The organism is Algihabitans albus (genome assembly GCF_003572205.1).
Classification (GTDB): domain Bacteria; phylum Pseudomonadota; class Alphaproteobacteria; order Kiloniellales; family DSM-21159; genus Algihabitans; species Algihabitans albus.
The window spans coordinates 52,172-68,515 of record NZ_QXNY01000002.1 but is presented as its reverse complement, the minus strand read 5'-3'; the positions used below and the strand labels follow the sequence as shown (position 1 = coordinate 68,515).

The window sequence follows — 16,344 nt, the reverse complement described above, 5'->3', positions numbered from 1 at the left end:
CCTGGCCTTTAACCCCGCCGCGCTCCGGGCTACATCAGGCGCGCAGGATTTCCCCCGCGACGCGACAAGGCTTCATGGACTCGCTCTCCCCCTCTTCCGCCCCAGGCTCCGCCGCGACCGCCGCCGACGGTCCCGTCGCGCAGGCCGTCGCCAGGCGGCGCACCTTCGCGATCATCTCGCACCCGGACGCCGGCAAGACGACGCTGACCGAAAAGCTGCTGCTGTTCGGCGGCGCGATCCAGCTCGCCGGCGCGGTCAAGGCGCGCGGCGAGCGGCGGCGCGCCCGCTCCGACTGGATGAAGGTGGAGCAGGAGCGCGGCATCTCCGTCACCTCGGCGGTCATGACCTACGACTACGCCGGCTGCACCTTCAACCTGCTGGACACGCCGGGCCACGAGGACTTCTCGGAGGATACCTACCGCACCCTGACGGCGGTGGACTCCGCCGTGATGGTGATCGACGCGGCCAAGGGCATCGAGGCGCAGACCCGCAAGCTCTTCGAGGTCTGCCGCCTGCGCGACATGCCGATCGCCACCTTCATCAACAAGATGGACCGCGAGGCGCGCGACCCCTTCGAGCTGCTGGACGAGGTCGAGCAGACCTTGGCGCTGGACGTCACCCCCGCCTCCTGGCCCATCGGGATGGGGAAGAACTTCCTCGGCTGCTACGACCTGATCCGCGACCGCCTGATCCTGGTGGCCCGCAGCAAGGGCGAGCGGCCCGACGAGGGCGAACTCTGCAGCGGCCTGGACGACCCGAAGCTCGACGAACTGCTGCCCGGCTGGGCCGTGGCGGACCTGCGCGAGCAGGTGGAGATGGCGCGCGGCCTCTGCCCGCCCTTCGACCTGCAGGCCTACCGCGAGGGCAACCTGACGCCGGTCTACTTCGGCTCGGCCCTGAACAACTTCGGGGTCCGCGAGCTGCTGGAGGGCCTGGCCGAGATCGCCCCGGCCCCGCGACCGCAGCCGACGGCGGAGCGCGCCATCGCGCCGCAGGAGGACAAGGTCACCGGCTTCGTCTTCAAGATCCAGGCGAACATGGACCCCAAGCACCGGGACCGCATCGCCTTCTTCCGCCTCGCCTCCGGTCACTTCAAACGCGGCATGAAGCTGCGGCAGGTGCGCACCGGCAAGCAACTGACCCTGCACACGCCGGTGCTGTTCATGGCCCAGGACCGCGAGACGGCGGAGGAGGCCTGGGCCGGCGACATCATCGGCATCCCCAACCACGGCAACCTGCATCTGGGCGACGCCCTGACCGAGGGCGAGGAGCTGCACTTCACCGGCATCCCGGCCTTCGCGCCGGAGCTGCTGCAGCGGGTCCGCCCGACCGACCCGCTGAAGGCCAAGCACGTGGGCCGCGCCCTGCAGCAACTGGCCGAGGAAGGCGCCGCCCGCGTCTTCAAGCCGCGCTTCGGCTCCGACTGGATCGTCGGCGTGGTCGGCGCGCTGCAGTTCGACGTGCTGGCCGACCGCATCCGCACGGAATACGACGTGCCGGTGATCTTCGAGCCGACGACCTGGATCACCGCACGCTGGCTGGAAGCCGACGAGACCCAGACCCTCAAGGCCTTCTGCGACGCCAACCAGACGAGCCTCGCCGACGACCACGACGACCAGCCGGTCTTCCTGGCCCGCAACACCTGGCACCTGGACGACGCCGCCAAGAACAACCCGAAGATCAGGTTCCTCAAGACCCGCGAGCGGGTTTACTAGAATGCGCAGATAAAAGCCGGTTTGGAGTGCAAACCCGGATCGGCGAAGTTAGCCCGGCACGGCATCCTTCGGCACGCGCCCCTCAGGGTCGCTCCTCAGGATGAAGTGGTCCTTCCAATCAACCAGTCGCCGCCATGCTGAGGAGCCGCTCGGCGGCGTCTCGAAGCAGCGTCAGATCCGAGGAGTCCCTGCATGTCCCCACGTACCATCGGTATGTCCGACAGCCTCTACGACTACGTTCTGAAGGTCTCGCTGCGCGAGCCGGAGATTCTCGCGCGCCTGCGCGCGGAGACGACGGCGGGGCCCGGCGGCGCGATGCAGATCTCGCCGGAACAGGGGCAGTTCATGCAACTGCTGGCGGAGCTGACCGGCGCGCGGAGTTACCTGGAGGTCGGCACCTTCACCGGCTACTCGGCGCTGGCCATGGCCCTGGCCCTGCCGGCCGATGCGGAGTTGGTCTGCTGCGACGTCAGCGAGGACTACACCAACATGGCCCGCCGCTTCTGGGACGAGGCCGGCGTGGCGGATCGGATCAACCTGCGGATCGCCCCGGCGCTCGAGACCCTGGAGGCGCTGCAGGGCGACGGGCGGCAGTTCGACCTCATGTTCGTCGATGCGGACAAGGAAAACTACGGCGCCTACTACGAGGCCGGGCTGAAGCTGGTGCGCCCCGGCGGACTGCTGATGTTCGACAACGTCCTCTGGGGCGGCAGCGTCGCGGATCCCGACAAACAGGACGCCGACACCCTGGCCATCCGCGCGCTCAACACGGCGCTTCAGGGCGACCCGCGCGTGTCCCTCTCGCTCGTCCCGATCGGCGACGGTCTGACTCTGGCGCGGCGGCGCTAGCAAAACCAAGGCACGCTGGAGCGTAAATCCCGGCCTCTCTTATGTTTAGAGAGCGATTCACGTCCCGGGCGTGCTCTAGCAGAGCCGGAGTAAGGCGAACGGCACTTTCATGTAATTGTCGGCGTTTACGATATTCTTAGGTGGGAGTTAACCCTTTTTGACGCAGACTCGAGCATCGCTCTGCTGGTGGAGCGAGTCGCGGTCTTTAAGGGGGACCCGCAATGCGTCGATTTTTCACCTTCGTCGCTCTTGCTTCCGGCCTTGCTGCTGCACTGGCCGGTGCCAAGGTCGACGCGGCTCCGGCGGCCTGCCAACAGCGGGACGACGTGCTGAAGCATCTGGCCGGCAAGTATCGGGAAGCTCCGGTCGCCTTGGGCGTGACCAACACCGGGGGTCTGGTCGAAGTTCTGTCGAGCGGTGAAGACGGAACCTGGACGATCATCGTCACCTCCCCGACGGGTCTGAGCTGCCTGATGGCCGCCGGCGAAGGCTGGCGACCGCTCGAAGAGGTTCTGAGCGGCACGCCCGAGGCCTAGCGGTCCGAGCTTGACCGGGCTGCGCGGCGGAAGCCGCGCCGCCGCCGGTTCAGGCCGCCGCTAGTTCAAGCCGTTGACCTTGACCCGGTCGCCACGGGCCAGGCCGAGGCGCGCGAAGGTTCCGCCCGGCACCTCGAGGATCGCCCGCACCGGGACGTTCGAGGAAATCGGCGCCGTCGAATGCGGCACGGCGTTTTCATGCGCGCCCAGGATCGTCCAGTCCGGCCCGATCCAGATCATGTCAAGCGGGATGTAGGTATCCTTCATCCAGAAGCTGGACACCCTCGGCCGCCGATGCACGAAGAGCATGCCGGCATCGGCCGCCAACTCCTCGCGAAACATCAGTCCCTGCGCCTGTTCGTCCGGCGTCCGGGCCAGCTCGACCCGAAAGTCGTGCTGGCTGCCGTCGGCCGTGGCGATGGTCAGCGGCACGACCGGCAGGTCCGAGGCCGCCGCCGAGACCAATGGCGGAGCCTGGAAGAGAAAGACGAACAGCAGAAAGCGGACCATGAGCGACGCTGTAGCCCGCGGAAGCGGCCCAGGCAAGGACTTCGGGGACAAGAGCTTCACTCCGTCTGTCGAGAGATTTGCCGGTCAGGGTGCGAGCACGGCGGCGGCGGCGGCTCGGATTTCCGGCCGGATCGGCCCCGATCTCGGAGCGTCGGCCAGTGTCGTGAACCAGGCCTCGGGCGGAGAGCGGCCCAGGCGGTGGCGCCACTGCAGGCCGCGCAGCAGCGATTCGGCCGCCGGCGGCAGGCGTTCCGGAATCTCCCGCCCGTTCAAGATGCCCCAGAGACCGGCCCAGGCGCGCCCCACCGACCAGGGATTGTAGCCGCCGCCGCCCAGCGCCAGCAGGCGCGGTGCCAGAGGTTTGATCGCCTCGGCGATCCGCCAGAGCGCGCCGTTCGAAAGCGAGAGTTTGCTCAGCGGATCTTCCTCCAGCGCATCGGCGCCGCATTGCAGGACGATCGCTTCGGGTTCGAAAGCCTCGATGAGCGGCAGGATCGCCGCTTCCAGCAGGAAGAGCGCTTCGCTGTCGTTGGCGCCTGGCGGCAGCGGCAGATTGCGCGCCAGACCCCCGGCGCGATCCGCCAGGCTGCCCGGCCCCCCGGTCTCGCCGCGGGACAGGGGCCAGCGCCCCTCCTCGTGCAAGGACAGCGTGAAGACCCTCGGGTCGTCGTGAAAGGCGTCCTGAACGCCGTCGCCGTGATGCGCGTCGATATCGAGATAGAAGACGCGGGTCAGTCCGCCGTCCAGCAATCTCAGAATTCCGAGCACCGGGTCGTTGAAGTAGCAGAAGCCGCTGGCGCGGTCCGGCCGCCCGTGATGGGTCCCGCCCGCCGGCGAGTGGACCAGACCGCCTTCCGCCAACAAGAGGTCGGCGGCCAGGATGGAACCGCCGCAGGCCGTGGCGGGACGCCGGAAGACTTCGGGAAAGATCGGGTTGCCGGCCAACCCGAGTTGGAAACGCCGCTTGACCTCGGCTTCGAGGCGCTGGTCCCGCTCCGCCCGCTGCACGGCGGCGATGTAGTCGGGATGGTGAAAGCGGGCCAACTCGGCCGCCGTTGCCTGCGGGGAGACCAGATACTGCCGGTCCGGCAGCCACCCGAGCACGCGGCAGAGGTCGATACAGGTGGAGACGCGCGGGATCGCCAGCGGATGAGCCCGGCCATAGGTCGAGCGGCGGTAGATTTCATGCCCGATCATGCGCGGCGCCGCCGCGGGTCTGGCGGGCGCGGGCGCTGCGGCTGAGGGAGACGGACGGTCGAGCGTTTCCGGCATTGCAATGAGGGTATGGTGGCCCCCGCCAAGTCTGTCCAGTGCGGCAAGCTGGCATCCGGCGGCAAGCCGCGCCATAGTGCCGTCTCTTTTCACCGGGGGAGCCGTTCGACGGCTGAGAGGTCCCGCAACCAGGAGCGCATCCTGGGGGACGACCCCAAGAACCTGATCCGGTTCGCACCGGCGTAGGGAGGTGGGCTGCCGCATGTACGCCTCGCCGCTAGGCTCCCCGAAGCAGACCGCACCCACCGTGACGGTCGAGGCCGCCAGCCTGGTCTATGACGGCCTGCCGCTGTTCGACGACCTGCATCTGACCCTTCCGGCCGGCGAGATCACCGCCCTGCTCGGCCCCTCCGGCGTCGGCAAGTCGAGCCTGCTGCGGCTGATCGCCGACCTGGAAGCCGCCGCCGAAGGCCGGGTGCACGACGGCAGCGGCCAGCCGCTGACCGGCCGTGTCGCCTACATGGCTCAGCAGGACCTGTTGCTGCCGTGGCTCGATCTGACCGGCAATGTCCTGCTGGGCGACCGCCTGCGCGGCACCGCCCCGGATTTCGCCCGTGCCGAAGCGCTGTTGGCGGAGGTCGGTCTCGGCGACCGTCGGCACGACAAGCCGGCGGCCCTCTCGGGCGGCATGCGTCAGCGCGTGGCGCTCGCCCGCACGCTCTTCGAAAATCGGCCGGTGGTTCTGATGGACGAGCCCTTCGGGGCGCTCGACGCCATCACCCGCCTCGACCTTCAATCCCTGGCCGCCGAGAAGCTGGCGGGCCGCACGGTTCTGCTGGTGACGCACGATCCGCTGGAGGCCCTGCGGCTGGCCCAGGGCCTTCTGATCATGGCGGGACGTCCCGCGCGCCTGGAAAGGCCAAGCCGCCCCGAAGGCCCGACCCCGCGCGAGGCGAGCGATCCGGCGGTGCTGCGCGGACAGGCCGACCTGCTTGCCCGGCTCGGCCGTGCCCGGACCCCGGTATGACGCTGCTGCGTCCCTTGCTGGTTTTTCTCGCCGTGCTGGTCGTCTGGCACCTGGGCGTCACGTTGAGCGGGGTTCCGCATTTCCTGCTGCCGGGTCCCCTGCGTGTCGGCGACGTGCTTCTCGAGCGCTGGCGGGAGCTGCTGGCGAATGCCTGGGTGACCGGGTTGGAGATCGTCTTCGGGCTGCTGCTCGGCACCCTGCTCGGATGCCTCTCGGCGCTCTCGCTGGCTCTGCTGCCGCCGCTGCGGCGCTGGCTTCTGCCGCTGCTGGTGGTCAGCCAGGCGATCCCGGTCTTCGCCATAGCCCCGCTCCTGGTGCTCTGGTTCGGCTACGGCCTCGGCCCCAAGATCGCGATGGCCACCTTGATCATCTACTTCCCGGTGACCGCCGCCTTCTACGACGGTCTCCGCCGGACGGATCCCGGCTGGCTGGACCTGGCTCAGACGATGGGGGGAAGCCGCCTTTCGATTCTGCTGCGCGTGCGCCTGCCGGCGGCGCTTCCAGCCCTGACGTCGGGCCTGCGGGTCGCGGCCGCCACGGCCCCGATCGGGGCGGTGGTCGGCGAATGGGTCGGCGCGGGCGCGGGCCTCGGCCGCATGATGCTGGACGCAAACGGCCGGATGCAGACCGATGTGATGTTCGCAGCTCTCTTCGTGCTGGCGCTGCTGGCTCTGGCGCTCTACGCGCTGATCGATCACGGATGCCGCGCCGCCGTGCCCTGGGCCCGGGAACGCAACTGAGGGCTCGGGCCGTCGACGAGACTGCAAAGCGATTCCATCGGGTCGCGATCTGCTCTAGCGTGCCACTCTCAAAGAACCGATGACTACGAACGGTCGGCATCAGAACCGGCCGTCGCTTGCCCGCGAAGAGGATTCCGACCCCTATGCCGATCAAGACCATCCTGGTCCATCTGGCCAACGACGCGCATCACGTCGAGCGGCTGGACGTGGCGGTGCGTCTGGCAAAGCAGCACAACGCCCATATCACCGCACTCTTCATAACCTTTCCGGTCGGCATGCCGGCCAGTGTCGCGGGGCGCGGTGCCTCCGCAGTCTTTCTGGCCGAGGCGCAGGAGCAGGCGCGTGCCCGCGCGGCCGCCTTGGAGAAGGAGTTCGAGGGAACCTGCAGCAACCAGGGCGTTTCGCACACCTGGGTGGTCGAGGACGGCAGCCACCAGCAGGTGCTGTCCCGTCACGCCCATGTCGCCGACCTGATGATCGTCAGCCACTCGGAGCCGGGCGAGTATCTGGAAGACCGCTTTCGCCTGCGCCTTGCCGAGGAACTGGTGCTGGAAGTCGGTTGCCCCGTGCTGCTGCTTCCCAGACTCAAGCCGGTGCCCCCCTTCGGCGAGAACATCCTGATCGGCTGGCGCTCGAACCGCGAAGCCGTACGTGCCGTACGTGGTTCGCTCGACCTCCTGCGCGCCGCCGGATCCGTGACGGTCGCAACGGTGGGCCCGACCCCTGAGGACAAGCTTTCCGAACATGAACTCGTCGCCTATCTGGCGCGGCACGGCATTCGGGCGGAGGGCGTCAACCTCGAGGAAGAGGACGGCGTCGGCGCCACCTTGTTGGCGGAGACCAAACGGCGCGGAAACGACCTGCTGATCATGGGTGCCTACGGCCGATCGCGCCTGCGAGAGGTCATCCTCGGCGGCGCGACGCGGGAGGTCCTGCGCAACGCCGAAATCCCGATTCTGGTGAGTCACTGATCTTCGAGCCCGCACCTCGCCGCTTTTCCGCTTGCAAAAGAGGTCGCGACTCGCCGTAAGGTCAGCAGGTAGATGTTTGAAGTTCGCGATATGGCTGCAAAAACAGCTTCACTCTGCAGCCATACGGTGACAAGACTGTGATATCATGGAACTAACCCGACCCTTCGTCGGTTTAGTTGCGTACACGTGTGCTGGGGGGTGCGTTTCGCGCGTGCTTCCGCCGGGCGCTCAAACGATCGCGCTCAAGACCGAACAGACAGATGGAGAAGCACGAATATGTCCGCTTTCGCCAAGACTCTAAGCAGCGCCGCTCTGGCCCTGACCGTCGCCGCCGGCGCCAGCTTCGCGTCGGCCGACGCCAAGGCTGCCAACCTCGCGGAGACCGCTGCCGCCGCAGGCAGCTTCCAGACGTTGATCGCGGCCGCCACGGCGGCAGGGGCCGTGCCCTATCTGACCGGCGACCAGCCCTACACCGTCTTCGCGCCGACCGACGACGCCTTCGCGAAGCTGCCGGCCGGCACCGTCGACAACCTTCTGCTGCCGGAAAACCGGGCCACCCTGCGTAAGATCATCGCGCTGCACATCGTGCCCGGCACGATCCCGGCCAGCGCGGTGCTGGGGCAGCAGGTGGCACCGCTGACGATGGCGTTGCAGTACATCTACATCAACGGCGCGACCGCCAACGGCGTCTTCATCGACACCGACGAGGCGGACTACCCCTCGCCGAACACGGCTCAGGTCGTTCAGGCTGACGTCATGGCCGACAACGGCGTGATCCACGTGATCGACAACGTGCTGCTGCCGTAACGGCAGGTCGTCATAACGACGGTTCGAAGGGGCCGGCCGCAAGCTTGCGGCCGGCCCCTTTTCCTTGCGTCAGAACAGGCCTTCGGCAAAGAAGATCAGGGTCACGACGACGAAGAGTGGCACCAGGAAGACGACCGACCAGAGCATGTAGCCGAAGAAGCTGGGCATCGCGACGCCCCGCTGTTCGGCGATCGAGCGCACCATGAAGTTGGGCGCATTGCCGATATAGGTCATGGCTCCCATGAAGACGGCACCGCAGGAAATCGCCAGCAGCGTGGTTGACCACTCGGTCATCAGTTTGTCGACATTGGGCGCCCCGCCGGCGGTGTTGAAGAACACCAGATAGGTCGGCGCATTGTCGAGGAAGCTGGAGAGCACGCCGGTCGACCAGAAGTACATGTAGTTGATCGGGAGCCCGTCCTCCTTGGTCACCGAGCGGATAACGTCGGCAAGGGCGCCGTTGTCTCCGGCGCGCAGCATGGCGATGGCCGGAATGATCGTGACGAAGATGCCGGCGAAGAGCTTCGCGACCTCGAGAATTGGGAACCAACTGAAGCCATTGGCTTCCCGGCTTTGGCCAGGGGTCATGCGCCAGGACAGATAGGCGATCGTCAGCAACAGCAGATCGCGCACGATGTTCTGCAGTTCCCACTCCGTATGATAGAGGTCGAACGAGATGCCCGGTTGCCAGAGACCGCTCATCAGCACGCAGCCCATCACGCCCAGCAAAAGCACGATGTTGAAGCTGCCCTCGAGCGAAAGGGGTTCTTTCGCCTCACCTTCCGCACCAGCCCCCGCACCGTTCTCTGCGGGGCCTTGCTCGGCCGGAGCTCCGCGTCGCGCTTCGTTACGAAAGAGATAGCTGTCGAAGACGAAGTAGACCAGCAGCAGCGGCACCGCCATGACGAGCATGGGCAAAAACATGTTCGTCATCGGCCAGAAGAAGTCGACTCCCTTCAAAAAGCCCAGAAACAGCGGAGGATCGCCAAGCGGCGTCAGGGACCCGCCGATGTTGGCGACGAGAAAAATGAAGAATACCACCGTATGGACCCGATGCTTGCGCCAGTCGTTCGCTCTCAGGATCGGACGGATCAGCAACATCGCCGCACCGGTCGTGCCCATGAAGCTGGCAAGAACCGTGCCCAACGCCAGGATCGCCGTGTTGACCGCCGGGGTCCCGCGCAGGCTTCCCTTCAGACGTACGCCCCCCGCCACCGTGAAAAGCGCGAGCAGCAGAATGATGAAGGGGATGTATTCGAGGATTGCGACATGGATAACCTCGAACAAGGCCAGTTCCCAACCGAACACGACGGCGAAGGGAACCAGGAAGGCCGAAGCCCAGAAGGCCGAGACCTTTCCGAAATTATTGTGCCACCAGATTGGTGCGACCAAGGGAAAGATCGCGATCGACAGCAGGATCCCCATAAAGGGAATATCCCAAATCAAAGTCAGCTCGGCGCCTTCCAGGTGCGGGACGGCGGAATGCGCGCCGCCCGCCTCCGCCGCGAAAACCGACTTCGCACCCCACAGCACGAGAATGGCCGACAGGCCGATAAAGCTAAGCAGAAGCGACCTGGAGACCGGCCGCTTGGCATTGACAAGAGCGAGCATCGACGCAAGCACAAGCGGACCCTTCGCTTCGGAGATCGGGGCACCGCGGCAGCCTAGCCGGCCGGAGTGCGCGGGAGGACAAGGAATGACCGCAAATCGGTCGTTCGGCGGCGGAGTATGCCTGATGCTCCGAAGCCCCGCAAAGCTCCATCGTAAGAGTGTGAATTCCCACACCGGCAGTGCGAAAATGCAGGCCCGCCCTCCGCTTGCGGTTGGTGCGGGCTTGATGGTGTAATCCGCGGCGGCAGCTAGAGACCGGCATGGATACGCACCTGGCAGGCCCGGAATTCGAAGCCAGAGAACGCGTCAAGGAGGACAGGAGACGCATGGACATGCGTATCGATAGGCGGTGTGTCGATGGACTGTGTATCGATGGACTGGGCCTCAATAGGCTGCGCCGCGCGCTTCCGAAGGCAGTCGCCGCGGTCGTCGTCGCCGCCGTAGCCTTTGGCCTCACCGGCGGCACTGCCGGGGCGCAAGACCAGAACTACAGTCTCGCCACCGGGAGCGTCGGGGGCACCTATTATCCCGTGGGCGTCGCGCTCTCCACTTTGATCAAAGTCAGGCTGCAGCCCCAGCAGGGCATCAACATGTCGGCGATCAACTCCGCCGGCTCGGGCGAAAACGTCCGCCTGCTGCGCGAAGGGACCGCGCAACTGGCCATCTTGCAGGGCCTGTTCGGCTTCTACGCCGTCGAGGGCTCGGGGCCCATGGAGACCGACGGCGAGCAGGAGCATCTGCGCAGCGTCACGGTGCTCTGGGCGAACGTCGAGCACTTCCTGGTCGAACGGCAGCATGCGACGACGGGGACGATCGCCGACCTGATCGAGATGCAGGGCCAGCCCATGGCCATGGGCCGCCAGAACTCCGGCACCATCGGATCCAACCGCATGATCCTCGGCAATCTCGGCGTCGACATGGACGAGGCTTACGAACTGGTCTACCTGGGCTACGGGCCGAGCGCGGAAGCCTTGCAGAGCGGAGACGTCGCCGGAATGTCGACGCCGGCCGGCGCCCCGGTGGCCGCGGTCACACGTGCCTTCGCTGCGATGGGCGACGACATCGCGCTGCTCGAGTTCACGCCGGAACAGGCGACCGAAGCCGATGGCGGCACCGGCATCTGGAGCCCTTACGTGATCGCGGCCGGCACTTATCCCGGACTGGACCGGGAGATCAACACCGTCGCCCAACCGAACTTCCTGGCGGCCCATGCGGATGTTCCCGAGGAGGACATCTACATGATCACCCGGACGATCTACGAAAACCTGCCCTTCCTGCAGAACATTCACCCGGCGACCCAGGCGATGGCGCTTGAGACCGCGATCGTCGGCTTGCCGGCACCACTGCACCCCGGCGCGCTGCGCTATCTCGAAGAGAAGGGCGTCGAGATCCCCGATCGTCTGCGCCCCTGAAGCAGGAATTACGCTTTAGGTGGATCGTCAAAGCGAAACCAAGTCGCAGAGCCGCGAAACGCGTGAATCTGGAGTCACCGCTCAAAGGATCTTGGGCCAAAGGATCTTGGGCTGAACTTCCCCCGCCGTCTTCCGAGCTCATATCGCTTGAGTTGCGCACTCCGCAACGGTCTTCGCCTGGAATTGGCGTCGGAGCCGGCGAGTGTTAGCGTCGTCGAAGACACAGCAAGGAGTCCGACAGGATGCAGATGACCGGCGAATACCGGATCGAGGCGCCGCGAGAAGCGGTCTGGGCCGCGCTCAACGATCCGGAGGTATTGAAGGCCTCGATTCCCGGCTGCGAGGAGCTGCAGCAGACGGCGCCGGACGCATTCGAAGCCAAGGTCCGGGCAAAGGTGGGGCCCGTCAGCGCCCGCTTCGCCGGAGCCGTCTCCCTCAGCGACATCGTCCCGCCGGAAAGCTACACGATTTCCGGCGAAGGCAAGGGCGGTGCCGCAGGCTTCGCGAGCGGCGGCGCCAAAGTCCGCCTGGAAGAGATCGCAGACGGCGCGACGCAGTTGCATTACGAAGTCGACGCCAAGGTCGGAGGCAAGCTCGCGCAACTCGGATCCCGCCTGATCGACTCGACCGCCAAGAAAATGGCCGATCAGTTCTTCACCACCTTCGCGCAGCAGGTCACCGCAGCGCAGCCGCCGGCAGCTGCCGCGACGACGCCCCCTACCGAACCGCCCGCAACCGAACCGACTTCATCCGAGCAGGCGGCTTTGCAGCAAGCAGCGCCCGGCGGAACGGCGATGGGCCAGGCGACGCCGCCGGAGGCTGCAGCCGTCAGCGACACGGAGGTCAAGCGTCGGGCCGCCGAGGCTTCGACGCAAGCGGTCAAGGACGCACGTGCGACGAAGAGCCTTTCACCGATCGTCTGGGTGGCCGGTCTGATCGCCGTGGTGGCGATCCTGTGGGTGCTCCTCGGTTCCTAAAGCGAACCCCGGTCCGGTCTCCCGCACAACCATTTGAGACGGCGCCGTGACCATCCGGATCTCCGCCGGCAAGTCTTTGTAGGCGTGCGAGGATTCCTGGCGGCGGGTTTGTCTTGACCTGTTCCCGGCCGCCCCACACACTACCTCTAGACGGTCGGCCGCGCGGTGTAATACCTGCTTGACTCCGGTCCATGGATTGTCAACCGGCCGATGAACGAGGCGAGGACCAGGCCCGACAGCCCGGAACCCCGGTCTATTACAGGGAGGATCGTATGCTCACCGTATCGATGACGGTGAACGGGCAGCCGGTGACCAAAGAGGTCGACCCGCGCACGCTGCTCGTTCAATTCTTGCGCGAACACTTGAGCCTGACCGGAACCCACGTGGGCTGCGATACCAGCCAGTGCGGTGCCTGCGTGGTGCATGTCGACGGTGCTTCGGTGAAGGCCTGCACCATGCTGGCCGCCCAGGCCAACGGCGGCGAGGTGACCACCATCGAGGGGCTTGCCCAGAACGGCGAGCTGCACCCCATGCAGGCTGCCTTCAAGGAGCATCACGGCCTGCAATGCGGCTTCTGCACGCCGGGGATGATCATGAGCGCGGTCGATCTGCTGAAGCAGAATCCAGATCCCAGCGAGCATGAGATCCGGGAGTGGCTGGAGGGCAACATCTGCCGCTGCACCGGCTACCACAATATCGTCAAGGCGATCCGCCACGCGGCCCAAGACATGAGGAGTTAGGACGATGCCCGATTCCGGTTTTGGCGCTTCCGTCAAACGGCGCGAGGACTTCCGCTTCCTCACCGGCCGAGGTCGCTATGTCGACGATATCGACCGGCCCGGTCAGCTCTACGCCGTTTTCGTACGCTCGCCGATCGCACATGCGAACGTCACCTCGATCGACATCGGCGAAGCTCGCAAGGCACCCGGTGTCGTCGCCGTTTTCACCGGCGACGACATGGCCGCCGACGGCGTCGGCTCCCTGCCCTGCGGCTGGGTCGTCACCGACAAGAGCGGCGATCCGCACAAGGCACCGCCGCACTGGCCTCTGGTTCGGGGCCGCGTCCGCTACGTCGGCGACCATGTCGCCGTGGTCATTGCCGACACGCTGGCCCAAGCGCGCGACGCCGCGGAACTGGTCGAGGTCGGCTACGACGAGTTGAGTCCGGTCGTCGACCTCGGCACCGCCGGCCAAAATGTGCAGCTGCACGATGAAGCGCCGGGCAACCTCTGCTTCGATTGGGAACTGGGCGACAAGGCTGCCGTCGACGAGGCCTTCGCCAAAGCCGCGCACGTCAGCAAGCTGGATCTGGTGAACAACCGGTTGATCCCCAACGCCATGGAGCCGCGCGCGGCGATCGGCGAGTACGATCCGGGATCGGACAACTACACGATCTACTCGACCAGCCAGAACCCGCATCTGCTGCGTCTCATTCTCTGCGCCTTCGTTCTCAATCTGCCGGAGCATAAGGTGCGCGTCGTGGCACCCGATGTCGGCGGCGGCTTCGGCTCGAAGATCTACGCCTATGCCGAGGAGACGGTCTGCACCTGGGCCTCGAAGCGGCTCAACGGCAAGCCCGTCAAGTGGACGGCGGAGCGCAGCGAGTCCTTCCTGTCCGATGCTCACGGCCGCGACCACATCACCACGGCCGAGCTGGCGATGGACTCCGACGGCAAGTTCCTGGCGCTGCGGGTCGACACCCAAGCCAACATGGGCGCTTACCTCTCCAGCTTCGCAACCTCCATCCCGACCTATCTCTATGCGACCCTGCTGGCCGGCCAGTACGCCACTCCGGCCATCCACTGCAACGTGAAGGCCTACTTCACGACGACCGCCCCAGTGGACGCCTACCGCGGCGCCGGACGGCCCGAGGCGACCTACGTGATCGAACGTCTGGTCGAGGTGGCGGCACGCGACATGCGAATGGAGCCCGCCGAGATCCGCCGGAAGAACTTCATCCAGCCGGACCAATTCCCTTACCAGACGCCGGTCGCGCTAACTTACGACATCGGCGACTACGAGGCCTCGCTTAACAAGGCCTTGGAGATGATTCGCTACGGGGAGTTCGCACAGCGCCGCAGCCAGTCGGAGGCACGCGGCAAGCTGCGCGGGATCGGCATGTCGGCCTACATCGAGGCCTGCGGCATCGCGCCCTCGGCGGTGGTCGGAGCGCTGGGGGCCGGCGTCGGCCTGTGGGAGTCGGCTCAAGTCCGCTTCAATCCGACCGGCAGCGTGACGGTCCTGACTGGCGCCCACAGTCATGGCCAGGGCCACGAGACCACCTTCGCCCAATTGGTTTCGGAGCAGCTCGGCGTCGACTACGAGCAGATCGATATCGTGCACGGCGACACCGGCCAAATCCCGATGGGGATGGGGACCTACGGCTCGCGGTCGCTCGCGGTCGGCGGTTCAGCCATCAGCAAGGCCTGCGACAAGATCATCGAGAAGGGCAAGAAGATCGCCGCCCACCTGATGGAGGCGAGCGTCGACGACGTGGAGTTCGCCAACGGTCAGTTCACCGTGGCCGGCACCGACAAGTCCAAAGGTATCGGCGAGATCGCTTTCACCGCCTACGTGCCCCACAACTACCCGGAGGGCGTGGAACCGGGACTCGACGAGACGGCCTTCTACGATCCGCTGAACTTCACCTACCCGTCCGGTGTCCATATCGCCGAGGTCGAGATCGACCCCGATACCGGCGAGACGGAGATTGTCGACTGGGTCGCGGTGGACGATTTCGGCAAGGTCCTGAACCCGATGATCGTCGAGGGTCAGGTTCATGGCGGAATCGCCCAAGGCGTTGGCCAGGCTCTGCTCGAAAACGCCGTCTACGACGACAGCGGGCAGCTCGTCACCGGCTCCTACATGGACTACACCATGCCGCGCGCGGACGACCTCTGCGAGTTCCGGGTCGGCATGACGATGTCGGAGTGCACCCATAATCCGCTAGGCGTCAAAGGCTGCGGCGAGGCGGGTGCGATCGCCGCTCCGGCCGCCCTGATGAACGCCATCACCGACGCCCTCGGCGTCGAGATCGATATGCCGGCCAGCCGCGAGAAGGTCTGGCGCCATGCCCAGGCCCGCTTCAAAGCGGCAGCCGAGTAAAGGGGAGGATCGACGACGCCATGTATGCCTTCAACTATCACCAGCCGGACAGCGTCGAGGCCGCGGTGCAAGCGGTCTCGGCCAACGAAGACGCCAAGCTTCTCGCCGGCGGCATGACCTTGCTGCCGACCATGAAACAGCGCCTCGCCATGCCAAGCGACCTGATCGACCTCTCGGCCATTGCCGATCTCAAGGGTGTTAGATCGGAGGGTGACAGCTTGGTCCTCGGGGCCATGACGCGTCATGCCTTGGTCGAAAGCGATGCCACCGTGCAGTCGAAGATCCCGGCACTGGCCAAGCTGGCCGGCGGCATCGGCGATCCTCAGGTGCGCAACTGCGGCACCATCGGCGGCTCCATCGCCAATGCCGACCCGGCGGCGGACTACCCGGCGGCGGTGCTCGGCCTCGGCGCCACGGTGAAAACCAACAAACGAGAGATCGCCGCGGACAACTTTTTCACCGCTCTCTTCGAAACGGCCTTGGAGCCGGGCGAACTGATCGTTTCGGTGCAGTTCCCCATTCCCGAAGCAGCCGCCTACGCGAAGTTCGACAATCCGGCCTCCCGTTACGCGGTGGTCGGGGTCATGGTTGCGAAAACCGGCGGTGGCCTGCGCGTCGCGGTGACCGGTGCCGGCCCGAAAGTCTTCCGCCACAGCGAGATGGAGCAAGCCCTGGCCGGAAACTTCGCACCGGAAGCGCTCGACGGCATCTCCACGCCGGCCGACGACCTCAACAGCGACATCCACGCCTCGGCCGAGTATCGCGCGCATCTGGTCGGCGTCATGGCCAAACGCGCCGTCGTCGCAGCCAAGGGCTGACGATCGCATCCGAGACAAAACTCTGGCTTTGCAAACCTAGGGGCCGGGCTCATC

General features: G+C 66.2%; 15 protein-coding genes and 1 riboswitch. Of the genes, 12 read left to right on the top strand and 3 right to left on the bottom strand.

Going from position 1 to position 16,344, the window contains the following annotated elements; translation table 11 throughout:
• Positions 1-74 precede the first annotated feature (74 nt).
• The 3 genes from DBZ32_RS01790 (at position 75) to DBZ32_RS01780 (ending at position 3,100) form a co-directional block, all read left to right on the top strand.
• Complete coding sequence (locus tag DBZ32_RS01790) at positions 75-1,715, top strand: peptide chain release factor 3 (RefSeq protein WP_119165422.1); 1,641 nt, start codon at positions 75-77, stop codon at positions 1,713-1,715.
• A 192-nt stretch (positions 1,716-1,907) separates the two neighbouring features.
• Positions 1,908-2,564: a class I SAM-dependent methyltransferase gene (locus DBZ32_RS01785; protein ID WP_119165421.1), complete on the top strand. Its 657-nt coding sequence runs from the start codon at positions 1,908-1,910 to the stop codon at positions 2,562-2,564.
• Between the two features lie 221 nt (positions 2,565-2,785).
• Positions 2,786-3,100, top strand: coding sequence for a hypothetical protein (locus DBZ32_RS01780; RefSeq protein ID WP_119165420.1), 315 nt, complete (start codon positions 2,786-2,788; stop codon positions 3,098-3,100).
• Between the two features lie 60 nt (positions 3,101-3,160).
• On the opposite strand, the gene DBZ32_RS01775 is transcribed toward DBZ32_RS01780, so the two are convergent.
• Complete coding sequence (locus tag DBZ32_RS01775; protein ID WP_119165419.1) at positions 3,161-3,610, bottom strand: DUF192 domain-containing protein; 450 nt, start codon at positions 3,608-3,610, stop codon at positions 3,161-3,163.
• An 84-nt stretch (positions 3,611-3,694) separates the two neighbouring features.
• Entirely contained in the window at positions 3,695-4,957 is a 1,263-nt protein-coding gene (locus DBZ32_RS01770) for an acetoin utilization protein AcuC (RefSeq protein ID WP_328587471.1), read from the bottom strand.
• 9 nt (positions 4,958-4,966) lie between these two features.
• Positions 4,967-5,088, top strand: a riboswitch (TPP riboswitch).
• Between DBZ32_RS01770 and DBZ32_RS01765 the strand changes: the two genes are divergently transcribed.
• From DBZ32_RS01765 to DBZ32_RS01750, 4 genes are all read left to right on the top strand, one after another.
• Positions 5,085-5,849 (top strand): ABC transporter ATP-binding protein, encoded by a 765-nt coding sequence (locus DBZ32_RS01765; RefSeq protein WP_119165417.1) that lies wholly within the window; start codon positions 5,085-5,087, stop codon positions 5,847-5,849. (Overlaps the previous riboswitch by 4 nt.)
• The gene (locus DBZ32_RS01760) at positions 5,846-6,589 is read left to right on the top strand and encodes an ABC transporter permease (RefSeq protein WP_119165416.1); all 744 of its coding nucleotides are present in this window, start codon (positions 5,846-5,848) and stop codon (positions 6,587-6,589) included. The genes DBZ32_RS01765 and DBZ32_RS01760 overlap by 4 nt, the downstream gene beginning before the upstream one ends.
• 143 nt (positions 6,590-6,732) lie before the next feature.
• Positions 6,733-7,560, top strand: coding sequence for a universal stress protein (locus DBZ32_RS01755; protein ID WP_119165415.1), 828 nt, complete (start codon positions 6,733-6,735; stop codon positions 7,558-7,560).
• Positions 7,561-7,836: 276 nt separating this feature from the next.
• Positions 7,837-8,367 carry a fasciclin domain-containing protein gene (locus DBZ32_RS01750; RefSeq protein WP_119165414.1) on the top strand — a complete coding sequence of 177 codons (531 nt, stop codon included), beginning with the start codon at positions 7,837-7,839 and terminating at the stop codon, positions 8,365-8,367.
• Between the two features lie 69 nt (positions 8,368-8,436).
• Here DBZ32_RS01750 and DBZ32_RS01745 read toward each other — a convergent pair whose 3' ends face one another.
• On the bottom strand, positions 8,437-9,990 hold the full coding sequence (locus tag DBZ32_RS01745) for a sodium:proton antiporter (RefSeq protein WP_235829954.1): 1,554 nt from the start codon (positions 9,988-9,990) through the stop codon (positions 8,437-8,439).
• A gap of 314 nt (positions 9,991-10,304) precedes the next feature.
• Here DBZ32_RS01745 and DBZ32_RS01740 point away from each other — a divergent pair, with 314 nt between their 5' ends.
• The 5 genes from DBZ32_RS01740 (at position 10,305) to DBZ32_RS01720 (ending at position 16,290) form a co-directional block, all read left to right on the top strand.
• Positions 10,305-11,390 carry a TAXI family TRAP transporter solute-binding subunit gene (locus DBZ32_RS01740; protein ID WP_235829953.1) on the top strand — a complete coding sequence of 362 codons (1,086 nt, stop codon included), beginning with the start codon at positions 10,305-10,307 and terminating at the stop codon, positions 11,388-11,390.
• A gap of 242 nt (positions 11,391-11,632) precedes the next feature.
• On the top strand, positions 11,633-12,367 hold the full coding sequence (locus DBZ32_RS01735) for an SRPBCC family protein (protein WP_119165412.1): 735 nt from the start codon (positions 11,633-11,635) through the stop codon (positions 12,365-12,367).
• A gap of 272 nt (positions 12,368-12,639) precedes the next feature.
• Positions 12,640-13,107, top strand: a complete 468-nt coding sequence (locus DBZ32_RS01730; protein ID WP_119165411.1) for a (2Fe-2S)-binding protein — start codon at positions 12,640-12,642, stop codon at positions 13,105-13,107.
• A gap of 4 nt (positions 13,108-13,111) precedes the next feature.
• On the top strand, positions 13,112-15,472 hold the full coding sequence (locus DBZ32_RS01725; RefSeq protein WP_119165410.1) for a xanthine dehydrogenase family protein molybdopterin-binding subunit: 2,361 nt from the start codon (positions 13,112-13,114) through the stop codon (positions 15,470-15,472).
• Between the two features lie 20 nt (positions 15,473-15,492).
• Positions 15,493-16,290: an FAD binding domain-containing protein gene (locus DBZ32_RS01720; RefSeq protein ID WP_119165409.1), complete on the top strand. Its 798-nt coding sequence runs from the start codon at positions 15,493-15,495 to the stop codon at positions 16,288-16,290.
• Positions 16,291-16,344: the final 54 nt, after the last annotated feature.

What these genes read in the sequence shown, in the direction of transcription:
- DBZ32_RS01790 (WP_119165422.1), top strand. Translation starts at nt 75, where the DNA reads ATGGACTCGCTCTCCCCCTCTTCCGCCCCAGGCTCCGCCGCGACCGCC.
- DBZ32_RS01785 (WP_119165421.1), top strand. Translation starts at nt 1,908, where the DNA reads ATGTCCCCACGTACCATCGGTATGTCCGACAGCCTCTACGACTACGTT.
- DBZ32_RS01780 (WP_119165420.1), top strand. Translation starts at nt 2,786, where the DNA reads ATGCGTCGATTTTTCACCTTCGTCGCTCTTGCTTCCGGCCTTGCTGCT.
- DBZ32_RS01775 (WP_119165419.1), bottom strand. Translation starts at nt 3,610, where the DNA reads ATGGTCCGCTTTCTGCTGTTCGTCTTTCTCTTCCAGGCTCCGCCATTG.
- DBZ32_RS01770 (WP_328587471.1), bottom strand. Translation starts at nt 4,957, where the DNA reads ATGGCGCGGCTTGCCGCCGGATGCCAGCTTGCCGCACTGGACAGACTT.
- DBZ32_RS01765 (WP_119165417.1), top strand. Translation starts at nt 5,085, where the DNA reads ATGTACGCCTCGCCGCTAGGCTCCCCGAAGCAGACCGCACCCACCGTG.
- DBZ32_RS01760 (WP_119165416.1), top strand. Translation starts at nt 5,846, where the DNA reads ATGACGCTGCTGCGTCCCTTGCTGGTTTTTCTCGCCGTGCTGGTCGTC.
- DBZ32_RS01755 (WP_119165415.1), top strand. Translation starts at nt 6,733, where the DNA reads ATGCCGATCAAGACCATCCTGGTCCATCTGGCCAACGACGCGCATCAC.
- DBZ32_RS01750 (WP_119165414.1), top strand. Translation starts at nt 7,837, where the DNA reads ATGTCCGCTTTCGCCAAGACTCTAAGCAGCGCCGCTCTGGCCCTGACC.
- DBZ32_RS01740 (WP_235829953.1), top strand. Translation starts at nt 10,305, where the DNA reads ATGGACATGCGTATCGATAGGCGGTGTGTCGATGGACTGTGTATCGAT.
- DBZ32_RS01735 (WP_119165412.1), top strand. Translation starts at nt 11,633, where the DNA reads ATGCAGATGACCGGCGAATACCGGATCGAGGCGCCGCGAGAAGCGGTC.
- DBZ32_RS01730 (WP_119165411.1), top strand. Translation starts at nt 12,640, where the DNA reads ATGCTCACCGTATCGATGACGGTGAACGGGCAGCCGGTGACCAAAGAG.
- DBZ32_RS01725 (WP_119165410.1), top strand. Translation starts at nt 13,112, where the DNA reads ATGCCCGATTCCGGTTTTGGCGCTTCCGTCAAACGGCGCGAGGACTTC.
- DBZ32_RS01720 (WP_119165409.1), top strand. Translation starts at nt 15,493, where the DNA reads ATGTATGCCTTCAACTATCACCAGCCGGACAGCGTCGAGGCCGCGGTG.